Source organism: Halopseudomonas sp., from assembly GCF_036960865.1.
Taxonomy (GTDB): Bacteria; Pseudomonadota; Gammaproteobacteria; order Pseudomonadales; family Pseudomonadaceae; genus Halopseudomonas.
The window spans coordinates 19,951-37,872 of record NZ_JBALWE010000005.1; the positions used below are offsets into that span (position 1 = coordinate 19,951).

Sequence of the window (17,922 nt, forward strand, 5' to 3'; positions counted from 1 at the left end):
TTATGATACTCGGCTGCCGCGTTCGCGTACCCACAGAAGGGTAGAGCCGGCCACTGCCGCTGGCATCACCAGCAGATTGACCAGCGGGATCAGCATGCCGACGTAAACCGGCAGACCAAAGCCCAGTGAGATGCCGCGCCGGCCGCGCATCCAGCGCAGCATGTCGATGAAGCTGACCTTTTCATTGTCAGCCTGATAGTCGATGTACTGTACGGCCATCATCCAGACGCCAAAGGCCAGCAACAACGGTGAGGCGACCAGGTTGACCACGGGAACCAGCGTCAGCAGCAACAGAATCCCCATGCGCGGCAGGTAATAGAGCAGTTTGCGCAGCTCGCGGCCAACGCTTTGCGGTACGACCAGCATTATGTCGCGATAACTGGTGGGCGGACTGACCTCGTTGCGCTCTTGTTCGGCGATTTTCTCCGCCAGAAAACCGTAAAAAGGCGAAGCGATGATGTTGGCGACCACGCTGAAACCAAAGAACAGCACCAGCAGTACAACCAATGCGAACAGCGGCCAGAGTAACCATTCGATGAACGAAGCCCACGCCGGTAGCTGCGGCATCAGTTCTGCCATCAACAGGTTGAACTGCTGGACGCCCCAGCTGATCAGGGCCGCAAACACCATCAGGTTGAGCGCTAATGGAATCAGCACAAAGCGGCGCAGGCCGGGTTGCCTGATGCGATGCCAGCCCTCCTTGAGGTAATCGGGGCCGCGCAGAACGTCGAATGTAGCCTTCATGGGGGTAGGTTCCTCGATGAAAAACGGGCTTGGCAAAGCCTATAGGGGTAAACTATTTGGCTGATACAGTCTTTACAATTTCCATAATCGGATGGGCGCCGTAAGCTGCGTCCCTAGATGACTCGGGAGGGTCGCGATGAGTGTTCTGGTGAATCGCACGGCACCAAATTTTGTTGCGCCAGCGGTATTGGCTGATGGCAGCATTGTAGAGGATTTTGACTTCGCCTCACTGCGCGGCAAATATGTTGTGGTATTTTTCTGGCCGCTGGACTTTACCTTTGTCTGCCCGTCGGAAATCATCGCGCACAACAATCGCATGGACAAGTTTCGCGCGCTGGGCGTTGAGGTGGTCGGTATTTCGGTCGATTCGCAGTACACCCACTATGCCTGGCGCAATACCCCGGTCGAGAAGGGCGGCATTGGCCCGGTTGGCTTCACCATGGTGGCTGACGTCAAGCACGAGATAACCCGTGCCTACGGTGTGGAGCACGAGGATGGTGTTGCGTTGCGTGCGTCGTTTTTGATTGATCGCGCAGGCATCGTGCAGCATCAGGTGGTGAACAATCTGTCGCTGGGTCGTGAAGTGGATGAGATGATTCGCCTTATAGATGCGCTGCAGTTTACCGAGGAGCACGGTGAAGTCTGCCCGGCCGGCTGGCGCAAGGGGCAGCCCGGTATGCAGGAAAGCCCTGAAGGTGTCGCCAGTTATCTGGCCATGCACGCCTCGGAGCTCTGAACGAATTGATTTTCCAGAGTGGTCAGCCCTGTGGCGGGTTCCCCTTAACCCAGGATCGCTCTGCTTTTTTTATCGCGCCACTGCGGTGGTGAATCGGAGGATTTTATGTCTGAAGTGCGTCATTCCCGTCTGATCATTCTGGGTTCCGGCCCGGCCGGCTATAGCGCGGCAGTCTATGCTGCGCGCGCCAATCTCAAGCCGTTGTTGATCACCGGCATGCAGATGGGCGGTCAGCTGACCACCACTACCGAAGTCGATAACTGGCCTGGTGATGTAGAAGGGTTGCAGGGTCCGGAGCTGATGGAGCGCATGCGCAAGCACGCCGAGCGCTTCGAAACCGAAATCCAGTTCGACCACATCAACAAGGTCGACCTGAGCAAGCGCCCGTTCACGCTCTGGGGCGACAGCGGCGAGTATCAATGCGACGCGCTGATCATCGCTACCGGGGCTTCGGCACGTTACCTTGGCCTGCCCTCCGAAGAGGCGTTCATGGGCAAGGGGGTTTCCGCCTGCGCTACCTGCGATGGTTTCTTCTATCGCAACCAGGACGTTGCCGTTGTGGGCGGTGGCAACACCGCCGTTGAAGAAGCGCTCTACTTGGCCAACATCGCCAAGAAGGTCACCGTGGTGCACCGCCGTGAGGTGTTCCGCGCCGAGAAGATACTGGTCGACAAGCTGCTGGCGCGGGTCGCCGAAGGCAAGATCGAGCTGAAGCTGAATGCACAGCTGGACGAGGTACTGGGCGATCAGACCGGGGTGACCGGCATGCGTATCGCGCTGAACAGTGGTGGTACTGAAGATATCGCCCTGGCCGGCGTATTTATCGCCATTGGCCACACGCCCAATACCAGCCTGTTTGAAGGGCAGCTGGATATGCATGACGGCTACCTGAAGATCAAGAGCGGCACCGAAGGTAACGCAACCCAGACCAACATCCCCGGTGTGTTTGCCGCAGGCGATGTGGCTGACCATGTATACCGTCAGGCGATCACCTCGGCGGGCGCAGGTTGCATGGCCGCACTGGATGCCGAGCGCTTCCTCGACGAGCTGTAAGCAGTCCTCTGTGCGCTTGAAAAGCCCCGCCCAAGTGGGGCTTTTCTGTTTTCGGCGGCTGTGAAATCATGCGCCGCACAGTCGCGGTGAGGAGTCAGCATGCAGGAGTTGTATCTGGTCATCATTCTGACGCTGATGGCAGGCATGGCGATGCCCCTGGGTGCATTGCTGGCAGGCATAGAGCAGCTGCGTCCGGATTGGCTGAAGGAAGAGTATCGCCACGGCATCATCGCCTTCGGTGGCGGTGCGCTGCTGTCGGCGGTGGCCCTGGTGCTGGTGCCTGAAGGTATTGCGCCGCTGTCACCTTGGCTGGCTGCGCTGTGCTTCGTTGGTGGTGGCGCTGCTTTCATGGCGCTGGATATTCTGCTGGACCGGATTCACACGCCGGCAGGCCAATTGGCCGCTATGCTGTCGGATTATTTGCCCGAGTCACTGGCACTCGGTGCCGCTTTTGCAGTGGGTGAAAGCAGTGGTCTGCTGCTGGCCTGCTTGATGACCCTGCAAAACCTGCCGGAGGGATTCAATGCCTGCCGTGAGCTAAGTGCTGCCACGCACTACCGTGCGCGTCGAGTAGCGCTGATATTTGCCGTGATTGCGCTGCTGGGGCCGCTGTTCGGTGTGTTGGGTTATGCCTGGCTGTCGGCTTATCCGGGTGTGGTGGCGATGGTCATGCTGTTTGCTGCCGGCGGAATTTGCTACTCGGTATTTCAGGATATTGCACCACAGGCGCGACTGGAGAGGCACTGGGCGCCGCCCATGGGCGCGGTGCTTGGCTTTGTGCTGGGCATGGTCGGTCATCAGATGACGCTGGGCTGAGCTGCTTGCGGTCACGCTGAGCGGGAAGCTGGCGGCCAAACCGGCTATCATCATTTATCTGACGGCGTGTCGCTTGCGGCTCTAGGTTGCCAGCCCGGGTTAATCGCCTTTTTCAGTGTGCAATCTTTATTGAGGAACGCCCCATGAAACGACTTTCCCTGCTGGCCGCTGTTGGCGTCTTTGCATTCTCCGGTCTGGCTGCCGCCAGTAGCTTTGTTGCGACTACCGACACCATTGGAGCCTCTTTGGCCAATAGTGTTGAAGGGACCAGCGATGTCAGCTCCGGTGGTAATGACAAGGTACTTTTGCAGGCGCAGGACGATGCCGCCAGCTTTGTTGCCAGCGGTGGCGCCATTCGCGGGGTTCGCCTGGAGGCGGCACTGGCGCATATTCGTCAGCAGCAGCCCGCGCTGAGCGCCACTGACATGCAGCTCGCCGAGGCTATTCTGGCACGTTGATCGGCTTGTCGCTCGGCGGCCAGTCTCGCCTGCGCGTGGCACTACGCTGGTTGCTGGGCTGTGGTTTTCTGGTGTGTCTGCAGGCGCAGGCAGAGTTGCAGTTGGTGCTGCAGCCACGCGGGCTGAACGCCGAACAGCGGCTGGCCACAGAGGCCTTGCTGGCCGACGCTGCAAACGCGCTCCCGCCTAGCCTGCGGCTACGCCTGGATAAGCGCATTCCGGTGCGCTGGAGCGAGCGCTTGGGCGCCGATGTAATTGGGCGTGCCACCGGCAGCGGTACTTTACTGCTCAATCGTCGCTGGCTGCAGCGCTTGTTGGCGCTGGAGGCCCGCGCCGACGCGCATTCCGAATTGCTCGCCACGCTGCTGCATGAGCTGGCGCACTTCTACGATCGCATCGCATACTGGCCAGAGGGTCAGCGCGCGTTGCTGCTGGCCTGCCGTCAGCAGCAAGAGAGTCTGGGGCCGGTGGGGCTGCCACCTCGCTGTCGCGGGGAGGGTGAGCGCCAGTTCAGCTTGAGTGATGATCCGCGCCTGCTGGATCTGGCCGGCTGGCCGGAGCAGGCCGGACAGCGCGGTGTGCGAGTGGATACCAATCCGCAGCGGGACCGCAGCCCAGACCGCTATGAGCTGAACAGTCCGAGCGAGTTTGCTGCGGTCAACCTCGAATATTTCCTGCTCGATCCGCAATACGCCTGCCGCCGTCCGGCACTGTATGGCTACTTCACGCAGCATTTCGGCTGGGCGCCTCCCACGGCAGCGGACTGCGCCCACGCATTGCCTTATGTAAACGCCAGTCTGGATGAACCGCAGGCTGTGGGCCGTATAGACCCCGAGCGTGTCTATGCCGTGCATTATCTGCTGGCTGAGCCAAATGAGGCCTGGGCCAGCCGTTGGGGGCACAGCATGTTGCGCCTGGTGATCTGCGCGCCGGGGCGTCCGCGTGGGCCCGATTGCCTGTTGGACGTCAGTGAGCATCTGGTGCTGTCATTTCGCGCTTTCGTTGAGGATGTGCAGTTGTCCAGTTGGGATGGTCTGGTCGGCAATTACCCATCGCGCCTGTTTATTCTGCCGTTGACCCAGGTGGTGGATGAGTACACCAAGCTGGAGCTGCGTAGCCTCAGCTCGGTACCGCTGCGGTTCAGCCGGTCTGAGCTAAATGACCTGCTGCAGCAAGCGCTACAGCTGCATTGGAGTTATGACGGCGACTACTATTTCATCAACAACAACTGCGCGGTAGAAACGCGCAGATTGTTGCGTGTAGGCACGCAAAGCCCTGCGCTGCGCGACCTGCAGAGTATTACCCCGACCGGCCTGCTGAGCTTGTTGACGGCGCGCGGTATAGCCGACCAGCAGCCCTTGCAGGATCGACAGCAAGCGCTGCGCCTTGGCTATTTTTTCGACTCGTTCCGTGAACGCTATCAGTTGATGTTCACGCAGGTACAGGCTGGCCTGGATCTCCCGGTGCCGGATGTTGAGGCTTGGTTCGCCCTGAGCGCTGAGGCACGTGCTCAGTGGCTGGGGCAAGGCGATGTGCGCACCACGGCGGCGCTGCTCCTGCTCGAGCAGGCCGCGCAGCGGCGCCAGTTGCTGCTAGTGCGGCAGGAGTTGAAGGAGCGCTACCTGTCAGGGCGCGGCGGCGTTGATACGCAGTTGGGTGAGGCTGAAAGTTTGCTGCAGGAGCTGCTGGCGCAAAGTGGCTTTCTCAGTCGCCCGGCAGAGCTGCTTCCTGAGGGTTACGGTCTGCCGCAGCCGGATGAGTGGCAGCAGTTGCAGCAGCAGAGCGAAGGGCGGCGGGCCAGTCTCCAGGCCATGACGGCGCGTCTGGATGATCAGTTGCTGGCACTGCTGGATGCCGCGCGGCAGGCGGAATTGAGCGGCGGAACGCGGAATATTCGGCAATTGGCTGAGCGTCTGAAAGCGCTGCATCAGGCTGCGGGTGGAGTGCAGTTGCCATAATACGGGCACAAAAAAACCAGCTCAGGGCTGGTTGTTTCGGGGGCTTGCCATCACCATCTGAGTTGTACAGATGGTGCCTCGAGGGAGAATCGAACTCCCACTCTGTCACCAGAAACGGATTTTGAATCCGCCGCGTCTACCAATTCCGCCATCGAGGCTCGCATGCTTTTCACAAGCCGGCGCGGAGTATACGAAGCAGTTGCCGGCAAGGTCAATCCTCTCGTCACAATCGTTACGTCTGTGGATCGCGGCGAGGCACGTTTTCGGCTACTATGTGCCCCCTTTGAATGGCCTTCGGAACCGCTCCCCGCATGCGTCTCAGTGATTTTGCCTTTGATTTGCCTGATGAACTTATCGCGCGTCACCCCTTGGCCGAGCGTCGGGGCAGTCGCCTGTTGTGTCTGGACGGTCCTACCGGAGAGCTGCACCATCGGCAGTTTGTGGATCTGTTGGAGCAACTGCAGCCCGGGGATCTGATGGTGTTCAACAACACCCGGGTGATTCCGGCACGGCTGTTTGGTCGCAAGGAGACCGGCGGCCAATTGGAGGTGCTGGTGGAGCGGGTGCTGGACGAGTACCGCGTGCTGGCCCACATTCGGTCCAGCAAGTCGCCCAAGCCGGGCAGTCGCATTCTGCTCGATGGCGACGCAAGTGCCGAGATGGTTGCGCGCCACGCCGCGCTGTTCGAGTTGCGCTTTGCCGAGCCAGTGCTGCCGCTGTTGGACCGCGTTGGCCACATGCCGCTGCCGCCCTATATCGACCGGGAGGACGACAGCGCCGATCGTGAGCGCTATCAAACCGTGTACGCCAAGCGCGAGGGTGCGGTTGCAGCGCCCACCGCCGGGTTGCATTTTGATGCAGCCCTGCTGCAGGCAATTCGTGATAAAGGCGTAGAGACCGCCGAGGTGACCCTGCACGTGGGCGCCGGCACTTTCCAGCCGGTGCGCGTCGATCGCATCGAAGATCACGTAATGCATCAGGAGTGGCTGGAGGTCAGTGCCGAGGTAGTGTCGGCGGTGGTGCAGTGCAAGGCACGCGGCGGCAGGGTGATTGCAGTGGGTACCACCAGCGTGCGTTCACTGGAGTCCGCCGCGCGCGACGGTGTGCTCAAACCCTTCAGTGGTGATACCGATATTTTCCTCTACCCGGGCAGGCCCTTTCACGTGGTCGATGCGCTGGTGACCAATTTTCATTTGCCGGAGTCGACCCTGCTGATGCTGGTCTCGGCCTTTGCCGGTTATCCCGAAACCATGGCGGCCTATGCGGCTGCGGTGGCCGAGCGGTATCGATTTTTCAGTTACGGTGATGCCATGTTCATTACCCGCAATCCTGCCCCGCGTGGGCCAGAGGTATCGCAATGAGTCATATGTCCTTTGAGCTGCTGGCCACCGACGGCAAAGCCCGTCGCGGCCGCCTGACCTTTCCGCGCGGCGTGGTGGAAACGCCTGCTTTCATGCCGGTAGGCACCTACGGTACGGTCAAGGGCATGTTGCCGCGCGATGTCGAGGCGATCGGTGCGCAGATCATTCTCGGCAATACCTTCCATCTGTGGCTGCGCCCCGGCACCAAGGTGATTCAGCAGCACGGCGACCTGCATGACTTCATGCAGTGGAAGGGCCCCATCCTGACCGACTCGGGTGGCTTCCAAGTGTTCAGCCTGGGTGCGATGCGCAAGATCAAGGAGGAGGGCGTCTACTTCTCTTCCCCGGTTGACGGTGCCAAGGTGTTCATGGGTCCGGAGGAGTCCATGCAGGTTCAGCGCGAGCTGGGCTCCGACATCGTGATGATCTTTGACGAGTGCACCCCCTATCCGGCCGATGAAGACACGGCGCGGCGCTCCATGGAGCTGTCGCTGCGCTGGGCCAAGCGTTCCAAAGCGGCGCATGAGGGCAATCCCTCTGCGCTGTTCGGTATCGTGCAGGGCGGCATGCACGAAAATCTTCGGCTGCGCTCACTCGAAGGCCTGTGCGAGATCGGCTTCGACGGCCTGGCTATTGGCGGTCTCTCGGTTGGTGAGCCGAAGGACGAAATGATGCGCGTACTGGATTTTCTGCCGGGCCATATGCCGCCGGAAAAACCCCGTTACCTGATGGGCGTTGGCAAACCCGAGGATCTGGTGGAAGGTGTGCGCCGCGGCGTCGACATGTTCGACTGCGTGATGCCCACGCGCAATGCGCGTAACGGCCATCTGTTTACCGAGGCGGGTGTGATCAAGATCCGCAACGCGGTTCACCGGCACGATCAGAATCCGCTCGATCCGGCCTGTGACTGCTACACCTGCCAAAACTTCTCGCGCGCCTACCTGCATCACCTGGACAAGTGCGGCGAAATGCTCGGCAGTATGCTCAATACCATCCATAACCTGCGGCATTATCAGCGGCTTATGGCAGGTTTGCGCAGTGCCATTCAACAGGGTACATTGACCGACTTTGTGGATGACTTCTACGCTAAACTGGGTCTGCCGGTTCCGCCGTTGCAGGCTTGATTAGCGCCCGGATCGCCCCCATAACCGATTTTCTTGCAGTTCAATAACAGGAGTGTCACATGAGCTTTTTCATTCCCGCCGCTATGGCGCAATCAGCTGGCGGCGCAGCCGCACCCGCGGGTGCCGGCTTCGAATGGATTTTTCTGGTCGGTTTTGTCGTCATCTTCTATCTGATGATCTGGCGCCCCCAGGCCAAGCGTGCCAAAGAGCACAAGAATCTGCTGGCCAACCTGTCCAATGGTGATGAAGTGGTAACCGGCGGCGGCATTCTCGGCAAGGTCAAGAAGGTCACCGACGAGTTCGTGGTACTGGAAGTAACCGAGAGCCAGGAGCTGAAGTTTCAGAAAGGCGCGATTGTCGCCGTGCTGCCCAAGGGCACACTGAAAGCCATCTAATCCTTCACGTAGAACTCTGTTCCGGGCGCCGATTAGGCGCCCGGACTGCTATCAGGCCCTGATATGCTCAACCGTTACCCCCTCTGGAAGTATTTGCTGATTCTGGCCGTGCTCGCGCTTGGTCTGATCTACGCCATGCCCAACCTGTACCCGGACGATCCTGCGATTCAGATTTCCGGTGCCAGTTCCACGCAATCCATCGAACAGTCCGATCTGAACCGCATCGAGCAGGCCCTGGCTGCCGCCGGGTTGCAGACCAAGGGCAGCGAGTTGGGTAGTAACAACCGTTCCGGTCTGGTGCGCCTGGTCAATCGTTCCGATCAGCTGCAGGCGCAGGATGTAGTGCGGGATGCGCTGGGTCGCGAATACGTCGTGGCGCAGAACCTTGCGCCCACCACACCAGAGTGGTTGAGCAACATCGGTGCTGGCCCGATGACCCTGGGTCTGGACTTGTCGGGCGGCGTGCACTTTCTGCTGCAGGTCGACATGGACAAGGCGCTGGAGTCGCGGGTTAATGTCTACCAGAGTGAGGTGCGTGGCCTGATGCGCACCGAAGGGCTGCGTTATCGCAGTCTGCCGACGCAAGGCACCACGCTGCAGTTTGGCTTTGCCGACGAAGAACAGCTGGCTGACGCGCGCCGGCTGATCGGCAAGCAGTACAGCCAGTTTGCCCTGACCTCGGTTGAGAAGGATGGCCAGCAGGTGCTGCAATTGGCGTTGACCGATACCGAAGTGGCTGCGATTCGCGAGTACGCGGTCAAGCAGAACCTGACCACTGTGCGCAACCGGGTGAACGAACTGGGTGTGGCTGAGCCGCTGGTGCAGCGTCAGGGTGCCAACCGCATTGTGGTCGAGTTGCCCGGCGTGCAGGATACCGCCGAGGCCAAGCGCGTGCTGGGCAAGACCGCCAACCTGGAATTCCGCCTGGCTGCGGAGCCCGATGCTGCCGCCGCCACGACCGAAACCTTTGAGTACCACGGCAATAACGGCCGCCCACCGGCGCAGGTTGAGCGCAGTATCATCATCACCGGTGATCAGGTAACCGACGCGCAGTCCAACTACGACGAGAACGGTCGTCCGCAGGTGAATATCAAGCTCGACAGCCACGGCGGCGAGCTGATGAACCGTGCCACCCGCAACAATATTGGTCGGGGCATGGCGGTGCTCTTTATCGAGCAGCGCCAGATCAGCCGTACGGTGACGCAGGAAGTCGATGGCGTTGCGCAGCAAGTCGAGATTCCGGCCTTCGTTGAAGAAAAGTCGATCATCAGTCTGGCCACAATTCAGAGCGCGCTGGGCAACCAGTTCCGCATTACCGGTCTGGATTCCCCGGCTGAAGCCTCGGAACTGGCACTGCTGCTGCGTGCCGGCGGTCTGGCGGCGCCCATGCACTTTGTGGAAGAGCGCACTATTGGGCCAAGCTTGGGTGCTGAAAACATCGCCAAGGGCGTAACCGCCACACAGGTAGGCTTTGCCCTGGTGCTGGTTTTCATGTTGCTGGTGTACCGCGCTTTCGGCGTGTTCGCCGGCATAGCGCTGACCTTCAACCTGGTGCTGTTGCTGGCACTGATGTCGCTGCTGGGCGCGACCCTGACCCTGCCGGGTATTGCCGGTATCGTGTTGACCCTGGGTATGGCGGTCGATGCCAACGTACTGATCTTCTCGCGGATCAAGGAGGAGGTGGCCAACGGCATGTCGCCACAGCGTGCAGTGCACGAAGGCTTCGACAAGGCGTTTTCCGCCATTATCGACGGTAACCTGACTACCCTGCTGGTGGGGGTCATCCTCTTTGCCATGGGCTCCGGTCCGGTCAAGGGCTTCGCCGTAACACTGTCGCTGGGGATTCTGACCTCGATGTTCAGTGCCATCATGGTTACCCGTGCCATGGTCAACCTGTCCGTCGGTGGACGCGACATCAAGAAGCTGTGGCTGTGAGGATCAACCCATGACAAATATCAAAACCATTAATTTCCTCGGCCTGCGCAAAGTTTTCTTCGTTGTTGCCATTGCGCTCATGCTGGGGTCTATCGGCAGCCTGGTGGTCAAGCAGCTGAATCTGGGGCTGGATTTCACCGGCGGTGCCTTGGTGGAGCTGAATTACACTCAGCCCCCTGAGCTTGAAGACATTCGCACAGTGCTGCGGGGTAACGGCTGGAACGACGCGGTGGTGCAGAACTTCGGCGCTTCAACCGATGTGCTGATCCGTCTGCCCAGTGACAACCCGGATCTGGGTGCGGAAATCGCCGAGCTGGTCAAGCGTCAGGACGGCAACGATGTGTCGGTCAAGCGCGTCGAGTTCATTGGCCCGCAGGTGGGTGAGGAGCTGCGCGACAAAGGCGGTATCGGCATGCTGCTGGCGTTGGGTGGCATCCTGTTGTATGTCTCGCTGCGCTTTCAGATGAAATTCGCCGTGGCGGCCATCGTAGCGCTGTTCCACGATGTGATCTTTACCCTGGGTGTGTTCTCGCTGTTTGGGTTGTCTTTCGATCTGACAGTGCTGGCAGCGCTGCTGGCGGTTATTGGCTACTCGCTGAACGATACCATCGTGGTCTTTGACCGCGTGCGTGAAAATATGCGGGTAATGCGCAAGACCGAGCTGACCGACATCATCAACGTTTCGACGACGCAGACGCTGGGTCGAACCTTGGCGACTTCGTTCTCGACCGTTCTGGTACTGCTGGCCTTGTTCTATTTCGGCGGCGAGAATATTCACGGTTTTGCCACGGCGCTGCTAATCGGTGTGGGGGTGGGTACCTACTCCTCAATCTACATTGCCGGCGGTTTGCTGGTGACCATGAAGCTGACCCGTGATGATCTGATTCCGCCGCAGATCGAAGAGGCGATTGACGATCGTCCCTGAAGCATCTGCAATGACAAAAAAAGCCCGCAGCGGAATCCGTTGCGGGCTTTTTTGTAGGCGTTTGGCGGTGTCGGACAAATGCGCTCGACAGCCCAAGGCCGCTCGTAAAAAAGCCCGCACCATGCAAGGAGCGGGCTTTCTTGTTCAGCCAGCGGTGCCAGCAAGTGTGGCGGCTGGGAGCGCTGCTTGGTTAGAGCTTCATGCCTGAGGTCAGATGCGGCTGGATTGCCGTCAGCACTGCCTTGAAGCACTTGGGGTTGCCGGCAACGATGTGGCCCTTGTCGAGGAACTGATGACCACCGGTAAAATCGCTGACCAGGCCGCCAGCTTCCTGGATCAGCAGTGCGCCAGCGGCCATATCCCACTCAGCCAGACCAAATTCCCAGAAGGCGTCGTAGCGGCCAGCGGCAACATAGGCAAGGTCGAGGCTGGCGGCACCGGCACGTCGAATCCCGGCGGTCTGGCCAACCAGGCTACGGAACATGCCGAGGTAGTTGTCCAGCGCGTCAATCTGATTGTCGCGGAAGGGGAAGCCAGTGCCCAGCAGGGCGCCATCGAGTGATTTGCGGTTGCTGACCCGCAGGCGGCGGCCGTTGAGTGCGGCGCCACGGCCACGGCTGGCGGTAAATTCTTCCTGACGGATAGGGTCGAATACTACGGCGTGCTCGGTGCGGCCTTTTACGCGACAGGCGATACTGATCGCGAAGTGCGGTATGCCGTGAATGAAGTTGGTGGTGCCGTCCAGCGGATCGATAATCCAGACGGTGTCTGCGCCTTCACCCTGGCCCGGCTGGAAGCCTGATTCCTCGGCCTGGATGCTGTGGTCCGGATAGGCTTTGCGCAGTTGCGCGATGATGGTCTGTTCGGCAGCGCGGTCAATGTCGGTGACGTAGTCACGCGCATCCTTCTCGTCGACGGTGAGCACATCAATACGTTCCATGGAACGGTAAATCAGTTCTCCGGCGCTGCGCGCGGCACGGAGGGCGATGTTCAGCATGGGCTGCATAGTGATGTATCTCTGTCAGGAAGATGAAAAGCCGGAAATTATAGCAGATAAGCCGGGCAACATGAATGCATCATGGCTATCGCAGCACAGCTTTTGTAAGATGCAGGGTCCATTCTGGCTCGTATAGGTGCTGCTGTGTTGAATAATGTGCGTGTGGTGTTGGTCAATACCAGTCATCCTGGCAACATCGGCGGCGCGGCGCGGGCGATGAAAAACATGGGTTTGCATGAGTTGGTGCTGGTTGACCCGGTCCGCTTTCCCGATCCTGCTGCCAGTTCCCGTGCGGCCGGGGCGGATGATGTTCTGCAAGGCGCGCGTATCGTTGGTACGCTCGAAGAGGCCATCGAGGATTGCGTGCTGGTGCTCGGTACCAGTGCTCGCGATCGGCGTATTCCCTGGCCCGTGCTGGACCCGCGCGAAGCTGCAGATGAAGTGCTGGATCGACTTGAGGCGGCCGAAACGGGCCCCATTGCCATCGTATTCGGACGCGAGGATTCCGGTCTAACCAGCGAAGAGCTTCAGCGTTGTCAGTACCATGTGCATATCCCGTCGATGCCGGATTTCAGCTCGCTCAATCTGGGCGCGGCAGTGCAGGTGCTGGCTTACGAGTTGCGTATGCAGTCCCTGCAGCGCGCTGGCGCGCCGACCAAGATGCACAAGGTGGAAACCACTGCTCTGCCGAATGAAATTCCCGCTACGGCGGGTGAGCTGGAGCAATATTTTCAGCATCTTGAGCAGGTACTGGTTGAAATCGGCTTCCACGACCCTCAAAAACCGAGACAGTTGATGCCGCGTTTGCGTCGCCTGTACGGCCGCATTCAGGTCAATCGCATGGAAATGAACATCCTGCGCGGCATCCTGACCGAAACCCAGAAGGCCATCGGAGTCAAAGCATCCGGTGCGCGGAGACGTTAAGCATGTTTGAACGCATGAAAGAAGATATAGCCAGTGTTTTCCATCGTGATCCTGCTGCGCGCAACACGCTGGAAGTACTGACTTGCTATCCGGGTTTGCATGCGGTCTGGATGCATCGGTTGTCGCATGGGCTTTGGGTGCGCAACGCCTTTTTGCTGGCGCGCATGGTGTCGCACCTGGCGCGCTGGTTGACCGGTATCGAGATTCACCCCGGCGCCAAGCTGGGGCGTCGTTTTTTCATCGACCATGGCTTTGGTGTGGTGATTGGTGAGACGGCCGAGATTGGTGATGATGTGACCCTGTATCAGGGTGTCACGCTGGGCGGCACCAGCTGGGACCAGGGTAAGCGCCATCCGACGCTGGAGGACGGCGTGGTGGTGGGCGCTGGCGCCAAGGTATTGGGGCCCTTCACCGTCGGTAAAGGGGCCAAAATTGGCTCCAATGCCGTGGTCACCAAGGCAGTGCCGGCCGGTGCCACCGCAGTCGGGATTCCCGGCCGGATTATCGTCAAGGAGGCGGATCAATCGGCCGACGAGCAGCAGGAAGCCAAGCGTCAGGCGATGGCCGAGAAGCTCGGGTTTGATGCCTACGGTGTAAGCCGTGACATGCCGGACCCGGTCGCGCGCGCTATTGGGCAGATGCTGGATCACATGCAGGCAGTTGATAGCCGGCTGGAGGGTATGTGCAAGGCGCTCAGCGAGCTGGGCAGTGATTACTGCGCCAAAGAGCTGCCAGCACTGGGCGGCGAGGACTTCGAGCTGTTGAAGGACGATACCGATGCTGCAGTGGACGCTGAACGCAACGACACCACTGCACGCTGAGGCAATCGCATGAAGCAACCCATTTACCTGGATTACGCAGCCACCACACCGGTCGACCCGCTGGTGGCGGAAAAAATGATGGCCTGCCTGACGCTGGACGGCAACTTTGCCAACCCGGCGTCGCGCTCGCACCTCTACGGCTGGAAAGCCGAGGAGGCAGTCGAGCTGGCGCGTCGTCAGGTGGCTGATCTGGTGGGTGCTGATCCGCGCGAAATCGTCTGGACCTCGGGCGCCACTGAGTCGGATAACCTAGCGATCAAGGGCGTGGCGCATGCGCAGGCTGAGCGCGGCCGCCATATCATTACCTCTAAAATCGAACACAAGGCGGTGCTCGACAGTTGCCAACAGCTGGAGCGCGAAGGCTTTGAGGTGACCTATCTGCAGCCTGGCGCTGAGGGTGTGATTACCCCGGAGCAATTGCAGGCAGCGCTGCGTGACGACACCGTGCTGGTGACGTTGATGCACGTCAACAACGAAATCGGCACCATCAATGACATTGCGGCGCTGGGTGCGCTGGCGCATGCCCGCGGCGTGCTGATGCACGTGGACGCCGCGCAGTCGACCGGCAAGCTGGCGATTGATCTGCGCACGCTGCCGGTCGACTTCATGTCGTTCAGCGCGCACAAAACCTACGGCCCCAAGGGCATTGGTGCCTTGTTCGTGCGCCGCGGCCTGGCGCTGCGGCTGCCAGCGCAAATTCACGGCGGCGGGCACGAGCGCGGCATGCGCTCTGGCACCTTGGCCACCCACCAGATCGTCGGTATGGGTACGGCCTTTGAGCTGGCCGGCAAGCTGCTGGTGAGCGAGTCGGCGCGCATTGCCGGCCTGCGTGACAGCCTGCTGTCCGGTCTGGCGGCGTTACCTGGCGTGACGCTCAACGGCTGCGCTCAGGCGCGGGTGCCGCACAACCTGAATCTCGCCTGCGCGGGTGTGGATGGCGAGCTGTTGCTGCTGGCGCTCAAGGATCTGGCGTTGTCGAGCGGTTCGGCCTGCACCTCGGCTGCAGTCGAGCCTTCCTACGTGCTGCGCGCTATCGGTCTGGACGACGAGTTGGCGCACAGCTCTATCCGTCTGTCGCTTGGCCGTTACACCAGTGAAGACGATGTTCTGCGAGCCTCCGAAATCATCTGCCAAGTAGTGCAACGCCTACGTCAGGCGGGCTGAATTCGCCGCCAGTCGGGAACCGCGCTGCTGTTATCTATTTGTCTTTAACCTGCGTATAATCCGCAGGTTAACCATCTTTTATCATTTCAATCCGAAAAAACTGTCTGGAGAGTTACATGGCCGTTGAACGCACCCTGTCCATCATCAAGCCCGATGCCGTCGCCAAGAACGTTGTTGGTCAGATCATCAGCCGCTTCGAGCAGGCTAACCTGAGCGTGGTAGCTGCCAAAATGGTTCAGCTGTCCCAGTCTGATGCCGAAGGCTTCTACGCCGAGCACAAAGAGCGTCCTTTCTTCAAGGATCTGGTTGGCTTCATGACCTCCGGTCCGGTTGTTGTTCAGGTGCTGGAAGGCGAAGGCGCGATCCTCAAGAACCGTGACCTGATGGGCGCTACCAACCCGAAAGAGGCCGCTGCCGGCACTATCCGTGCTGACTTCGCCGAATCCATTGATGCCAACGCGGTACACGGTTCTGACTCTGCCGCTTCTGCTGCGCGCGAAATCGGCTACTTCTTCGCCGAAACCGAGCTGTGCCCACGCTAAGCTTGTTTTTATCCTGACAAACCAAATGATGTGACCACCATGACCAATGCAACCAGCAAGACCAATCTGCTGGGTCTGACACAGCAGAAACTGGAAGCTTTCTTCGAGGAATTGGGAGAGAAGCGTTTTCGTGCCGGCCAGGTCATGAAATGGATTCATCACTATGGTGTCGACGACTTCGATGATATGACCAATGTCGGCAAGGCCCTGCGCGAAAAGCTCAAGGCCTGCGCCGAGATTCGTGGCCCCGAAGTTGTCAGCGAGGATATTTCCCGCGACGGCACACGCAAGTGGGTCGTGCGGGTTGCCTCGGGCAGTTGCGTGGAGACGGTGTATATTCCGCAAAATGGGCGTGGCACCCTGTGTGTCTCGTCCCAGGCGGGCTGTGCGCTGGACTGCAGCTTCTGCTCGACCGGCAAGCAGGGCTTCAATAGTGATCTGACCGTGGCCGAAATTATTGGTCAGGTGTGGATTGCCAACAAGTCCTTCGGCTCTGTGCCTGCTACCGTGGATCGCTCGGTGACCAATGTAGTAATGATGGGCATGGGTGAGCCGCTATTGAATTTTGATAATGTCGTCGACTCAATGCAGTTGATGATGGACGACATGGGTTACGGTATTTCCAAGCGCAAGGTGACGCTGTCTACCTCGGGCGTGGTACCGATGATCGAAAAACTGGGCGAGATTACTGATGTCGCTCTGGCTTTGTCGCTGCACGCGCCGAACAACGAGTTGCGCAGCCAGCTGGTGCCGCTGAACAAGAAGTACCCGCTGGAAGTGCTGCTGCCGGCTTGCAAGAAATACATCGCCGGACTGGGCGAAAAACGTTCGCTGACGATTGAGTACACGCTGCTCAAGGACGTTAACGATCGCCCTGAGCACGCCGCGGAAATGATCGAATTACTGCGCGACATTCCATGCAAGATCAATCTGATTCCGTTCAACCCCTTCCCGCACTCGGGTTACGAGCGGCCGAGCAATAATGCCATTCGGCGCTTCCAGGATATGTTGCATCAGGCCGGCTATAACGTCACCGTACGCACGACACGTGGCGAAGATATCGACGCAGCCTGTGGCCAGTTGGTAGGCCAGGTCATGGATCGCACGCGTCGCAGTGAACGCTATATCGCCGTACGCCAGCTCGCCGCCGAAGCAGAAAACGCGGAACCGGTGAGCGGCAGTAACCACTAATACTCTCCAGCCAGGAAGGATGACCGCATGAGTAAGTCTGCAGCCTTGATGTTAACGCTGAGCCTGCTGCTGACCGGCTGCGTGACCACCGGCGATACCGGTCGCAAGGTAGATCCGGAGCAGGCGCGTGACGCTTACATTCAGCTGGGTCTCGGTTACCTGCAAAAAGGTGAGACCGAACGTGCGAAGAAGCCGCTGAGTGAAGCGCTGGCGCTGGATCCGAAATCCGCGGCCGCCAACACGGCCCTGGCCCTGGTATTCCAGTATGAAGGGGAATACGAAACGGCCGAAAAACACTTTCTTGCTGCCTTGGCTGGCGACCCGCAGAACGCGCGCATTCTGAATAACTACGGTGCTTTCCTGCTGGATCGGGAGCGTTATCCGGAGGCGTTGGGTTATTTCCAGAAGGCCTCGGAAGATACGTTGTACGCCGAGCGTTCACGGGTTTTCGAAAACCTCGGGCTGACCTACCAGCGCATGGGCGCACCCGCCGAAGCCCGCGAGAGTTTTGAGCGCTCACTGCGGCTTAACAGCCGTCAGCCGCGGGCGCTGCTGGAGCTGGCACAGCTCGAATTTCAGGCGCAGGATTACGTGCCCGCGTGGCAGCATTATCGCGCCTTTGCCGAAATGTCCGGACAGAATGCCGCCAGTCTGGGACTGGGTATTCAGTTGGCAAAACGCTTTGAAGATCATAGCCGCGCGGCCAGTTATGCGTTGCAGCTCAAGCGCCTCTACCCTGCTAGTCCTGAAGCGAAAGCGCTTATGGAGTCTGAATAAC

The 17,922-nt window shown here is 59.7% G+C and carries 18 protein-coding genes and 1 tRNA gene; 16 read left to right on the forward strand and 3 right to left on the reverse strand.

The genetic code is table 11. From position 1 onward, the window contains the following. Complete coding sequence (gene cysZ / locus V7747_RS08170; RefSeq protein WP_335615557.1) at positions 1-744, reverse strand: sulfate transporter CysZ; 744 nt, start codon at positions 742-744, stop codon at positions 1-3. 136 nt (positions 745-880) lie between these two features. On the opposite strand from cysZ, the gene V7747_RS08175 reads away from it, so the two are divergent. The 5 genes from V7747_RS08175 (at position 881) to V7747_RS08195 (ending at position 5,765) form a co-directional block, all read left to right on the forward strand. Next, positions 881-1,480 (forward strand): peroxiredoxin, encoded by a 600-nt coding sequence (locus tag V7747_RS08175; RefSeq protein ID WP_335615558.1) that lies wholly within the window; start codon positions 881-883, stop codon positions 1,478-1,480. A gap of 105 nt (positions 1,481-1,585) precedes the next feature. Further along, entirely contained in the window at positions 1,586-2,533 is a 948-nt protein-coding gene (trxB, locus tag V7747_RS08180) for a thioredoxin-disulfide reductase (protein ID WP_335615559.1), read from the forward strand. Between the two features lie 99 nt (positions 2,534-2,632). Continuing rightward, positions 2,633-3,349 carry a ZIP family metal transporter gene (locus V7747_RS08185; RefSeq protein ID WP_335615560.1) on the forward strand — a complete coding sequence of 239 codons (717 nt, stop codon included), beginning with the start codon at positions 2,633-2,635 and terminating at the stop codon, positions 3,347-3,349. A gap of 143 nt (positions 3,350-3,492) precedes the next feature. After that, positions 3,493-3,807 (forward strand): DUF2388 domain-containing protein, encoded by a 315-nt coding sequence (locus V7747_RS08190; RefSeq protein ID WP_335615561.1) that lies wholly within the window; start codon positions 3,493-3,495, stop codon positions 3,805-3,807. A 29-nt stretch (positions 3,808-3,836) separates the two neighbouring features. Continuing rightward, complete coding sequence (locus tag V7747_RS08195) at positions 3,837-5,765, forward strand: DUF7844 domain-containing protein (RefSeq protein WP_335615809.1); 1,929 nt, start codon at positions 3,837-3,839, stop codon at positions 5,763-5,765. A gap of 71 nt (positions 5,766-5,836) precedes the next feature. Here the strand turns inward: V7747_RS08195 and V7747_RS08200 are convergent. Further along, a tRNA-Leu gene (locus tag V7747_RS08200) sits at positions 5,837-5,923 on the reverse strand. A gap of 153 nt (positions 5,924-6,076) precedes the next feature. Here V7747_RS08200 and queA point away from each other — a divergent pair. The 5 genes from queA to secF all read left to right on the forward strand — a co-directional run bounded on the left by queA (position 6,077) and on the right by secF (position 11,505). Continuing rightward, positions 6,077-7,126: a tRNA preQ1(34) S-adenosylmethionine ribosyltransferase-isomerase QueA gene (queA, locus tag V7747_RS08205; protein ID WP_335615562.1), complete on the forward strand. Its 1,050-nt coding sequence runs from the start codon at positions 6,077-6,079 to the stop codon at positions 7,124-7,126. A gap of 5 nt (positions 7,127-7,131) precedes the next feature. Continuing rightward, a complete protein-coding gene (gene tgt, locus V7747_RS08210) occupies positions 7,132-8,250 on the forward strand; it encodes a tRNA guanosine(34) transglycosylase Tgt (RefSeq protein WP_335615810.1) in 1,119 nt (372 codons plus the stop codon). Between the two features lie 59 nt (positions 8,251-8,309). Further along, entirely contained in the window at positions 8,310-8,645 is a 336-nt protein-coding gene (gene yajC, locus V7747_RS08215; RefSeq protein ID WP_335615563.1) for a preprotein translocase subunit YajC, read from the forward strand. A gap of 63 nt (positions 8,646-8,708) precedes the next feature. Beyond that, positions 8,709-10,580: a protein translocase subunit SecD gene (secD, locus tag V7747_RS08220; RefSeq protein WP_335615564.1), complete on the forward strand. Its 1,872-nt coding sequence runs from the start codon at positions 8,709-8,711 to the stop codon at positions 10,578-10,580. A gap of 10 nt (positions 10,581-10,590) precedes the next feature. Continuing rightward, on the forward strand, positions 10,591-11,505 hold the full coding sequence (gene secF / locus V7747_RS08225) for a protein translocase subunit SecF (RefSeq protein WP_335615565.1): 915 nt from the start codon (positions 10,591-10,593) through the stop codon (positions 11,503-11,505). A gap of 190 nt (positions 11,506-11,695) precedes the next feature. On the opposite strand, the gene suhB is transcribed toward secF, so the two are convergent. Then, on the reverse strand, positions 11,696-12,511 hold the full coding sequence (suhB, locus tag V7747_RS08230; protein ID WP_335615566.1) for a type III secretion system regulator SuhB: 816 nt from the start codon (positions 12,509-12,511) through the stop codon (positions 11,696-11,698). Positions 12,512-12,646: 135 nt separating this feature from the next. Here suhB and V7747_RS08235 point away from each other — a divergent pair, with 135 nt between their 5' ends. The 6 genes from V7747_RS08235 (at position 12,647) to pilW (ending at position 17,921) form a co-directional block, all read left to right on the forward strand. Beyond that, positions 12,647-13,426, forward strand: coding sequence for an RNA methyltransferase (locus tag V7747_RS08235; RefSeq protein ID WP_335615567.1), 780 nt, complete (start codon positions 12,647-12,649; stop codon positions 13,424-13,426). A gap of 2 nt (positions 13,427-13,428) precedes the next feature. After that, positions 13,429-14,247, forward strand: coding sequence for a serine O-acetyltransferase (cysE, locus tag V7747_RS08240; RefSeq protein WP_092285637.1), 819 nt, complete (start codon positions 13,429-13,431; stop codon positions 14,245-14,247). A 9-nt stretch (positions 14,248-14,256) separates the two neighbouring features. Then, positions 14,257-15,411 (forward strand): IscS subfamily cysteine desulfurase, encoded by a 1,155-nt coding sequence (locus V7747_RS08245; RefSeq protein ID WP_335615568.1) that lies wholly within the window; start codon positions 14,257-14,259, stop codon positions 15,409-15,411. Between the two features lie 116 nt (positions 15,412-15,527). Beyond that, complete coding sequence (ndk, locus tag V7747_RS08250; protein WP_335615569.1) at positions 15,528-15,953, forward strand: nucleoside-diphosphate kinase; 426 nt, start codon at positions 15,528-15,530, stop codon at positions 15,951-15,953. A gap of 39 nt (positions 15,954-15,992) precedes the next feature. Next, complete coding sequence (gene rlmN / locus V7747_RS08255) at positions 15,993-17,144, forward strand: 23S rRNA (adenine(2503)-C(2))-methyltransferase RlmN (RefSeq protein WP_335615570.1); 1,152 nt, start codon at positions 15,993-15,995, stop codon at positions 17,142-17,144. A gap of 27 nt (positions 17,145-17,171) precedes the next feature. Continuing rightward, positions 17,172-17,921, forward strand: coding sequence for a type IV pilus biogenesis/stability protein PilW (pilW, locus tag V7747_RS08260; RefSeq protein ID WP_335615571.1), 750 nt, complete (start codon positions 17,172-17,174; stop codon positions 17,919-17,921). Position 17,922: the final 1 nt, after the last annotated feature.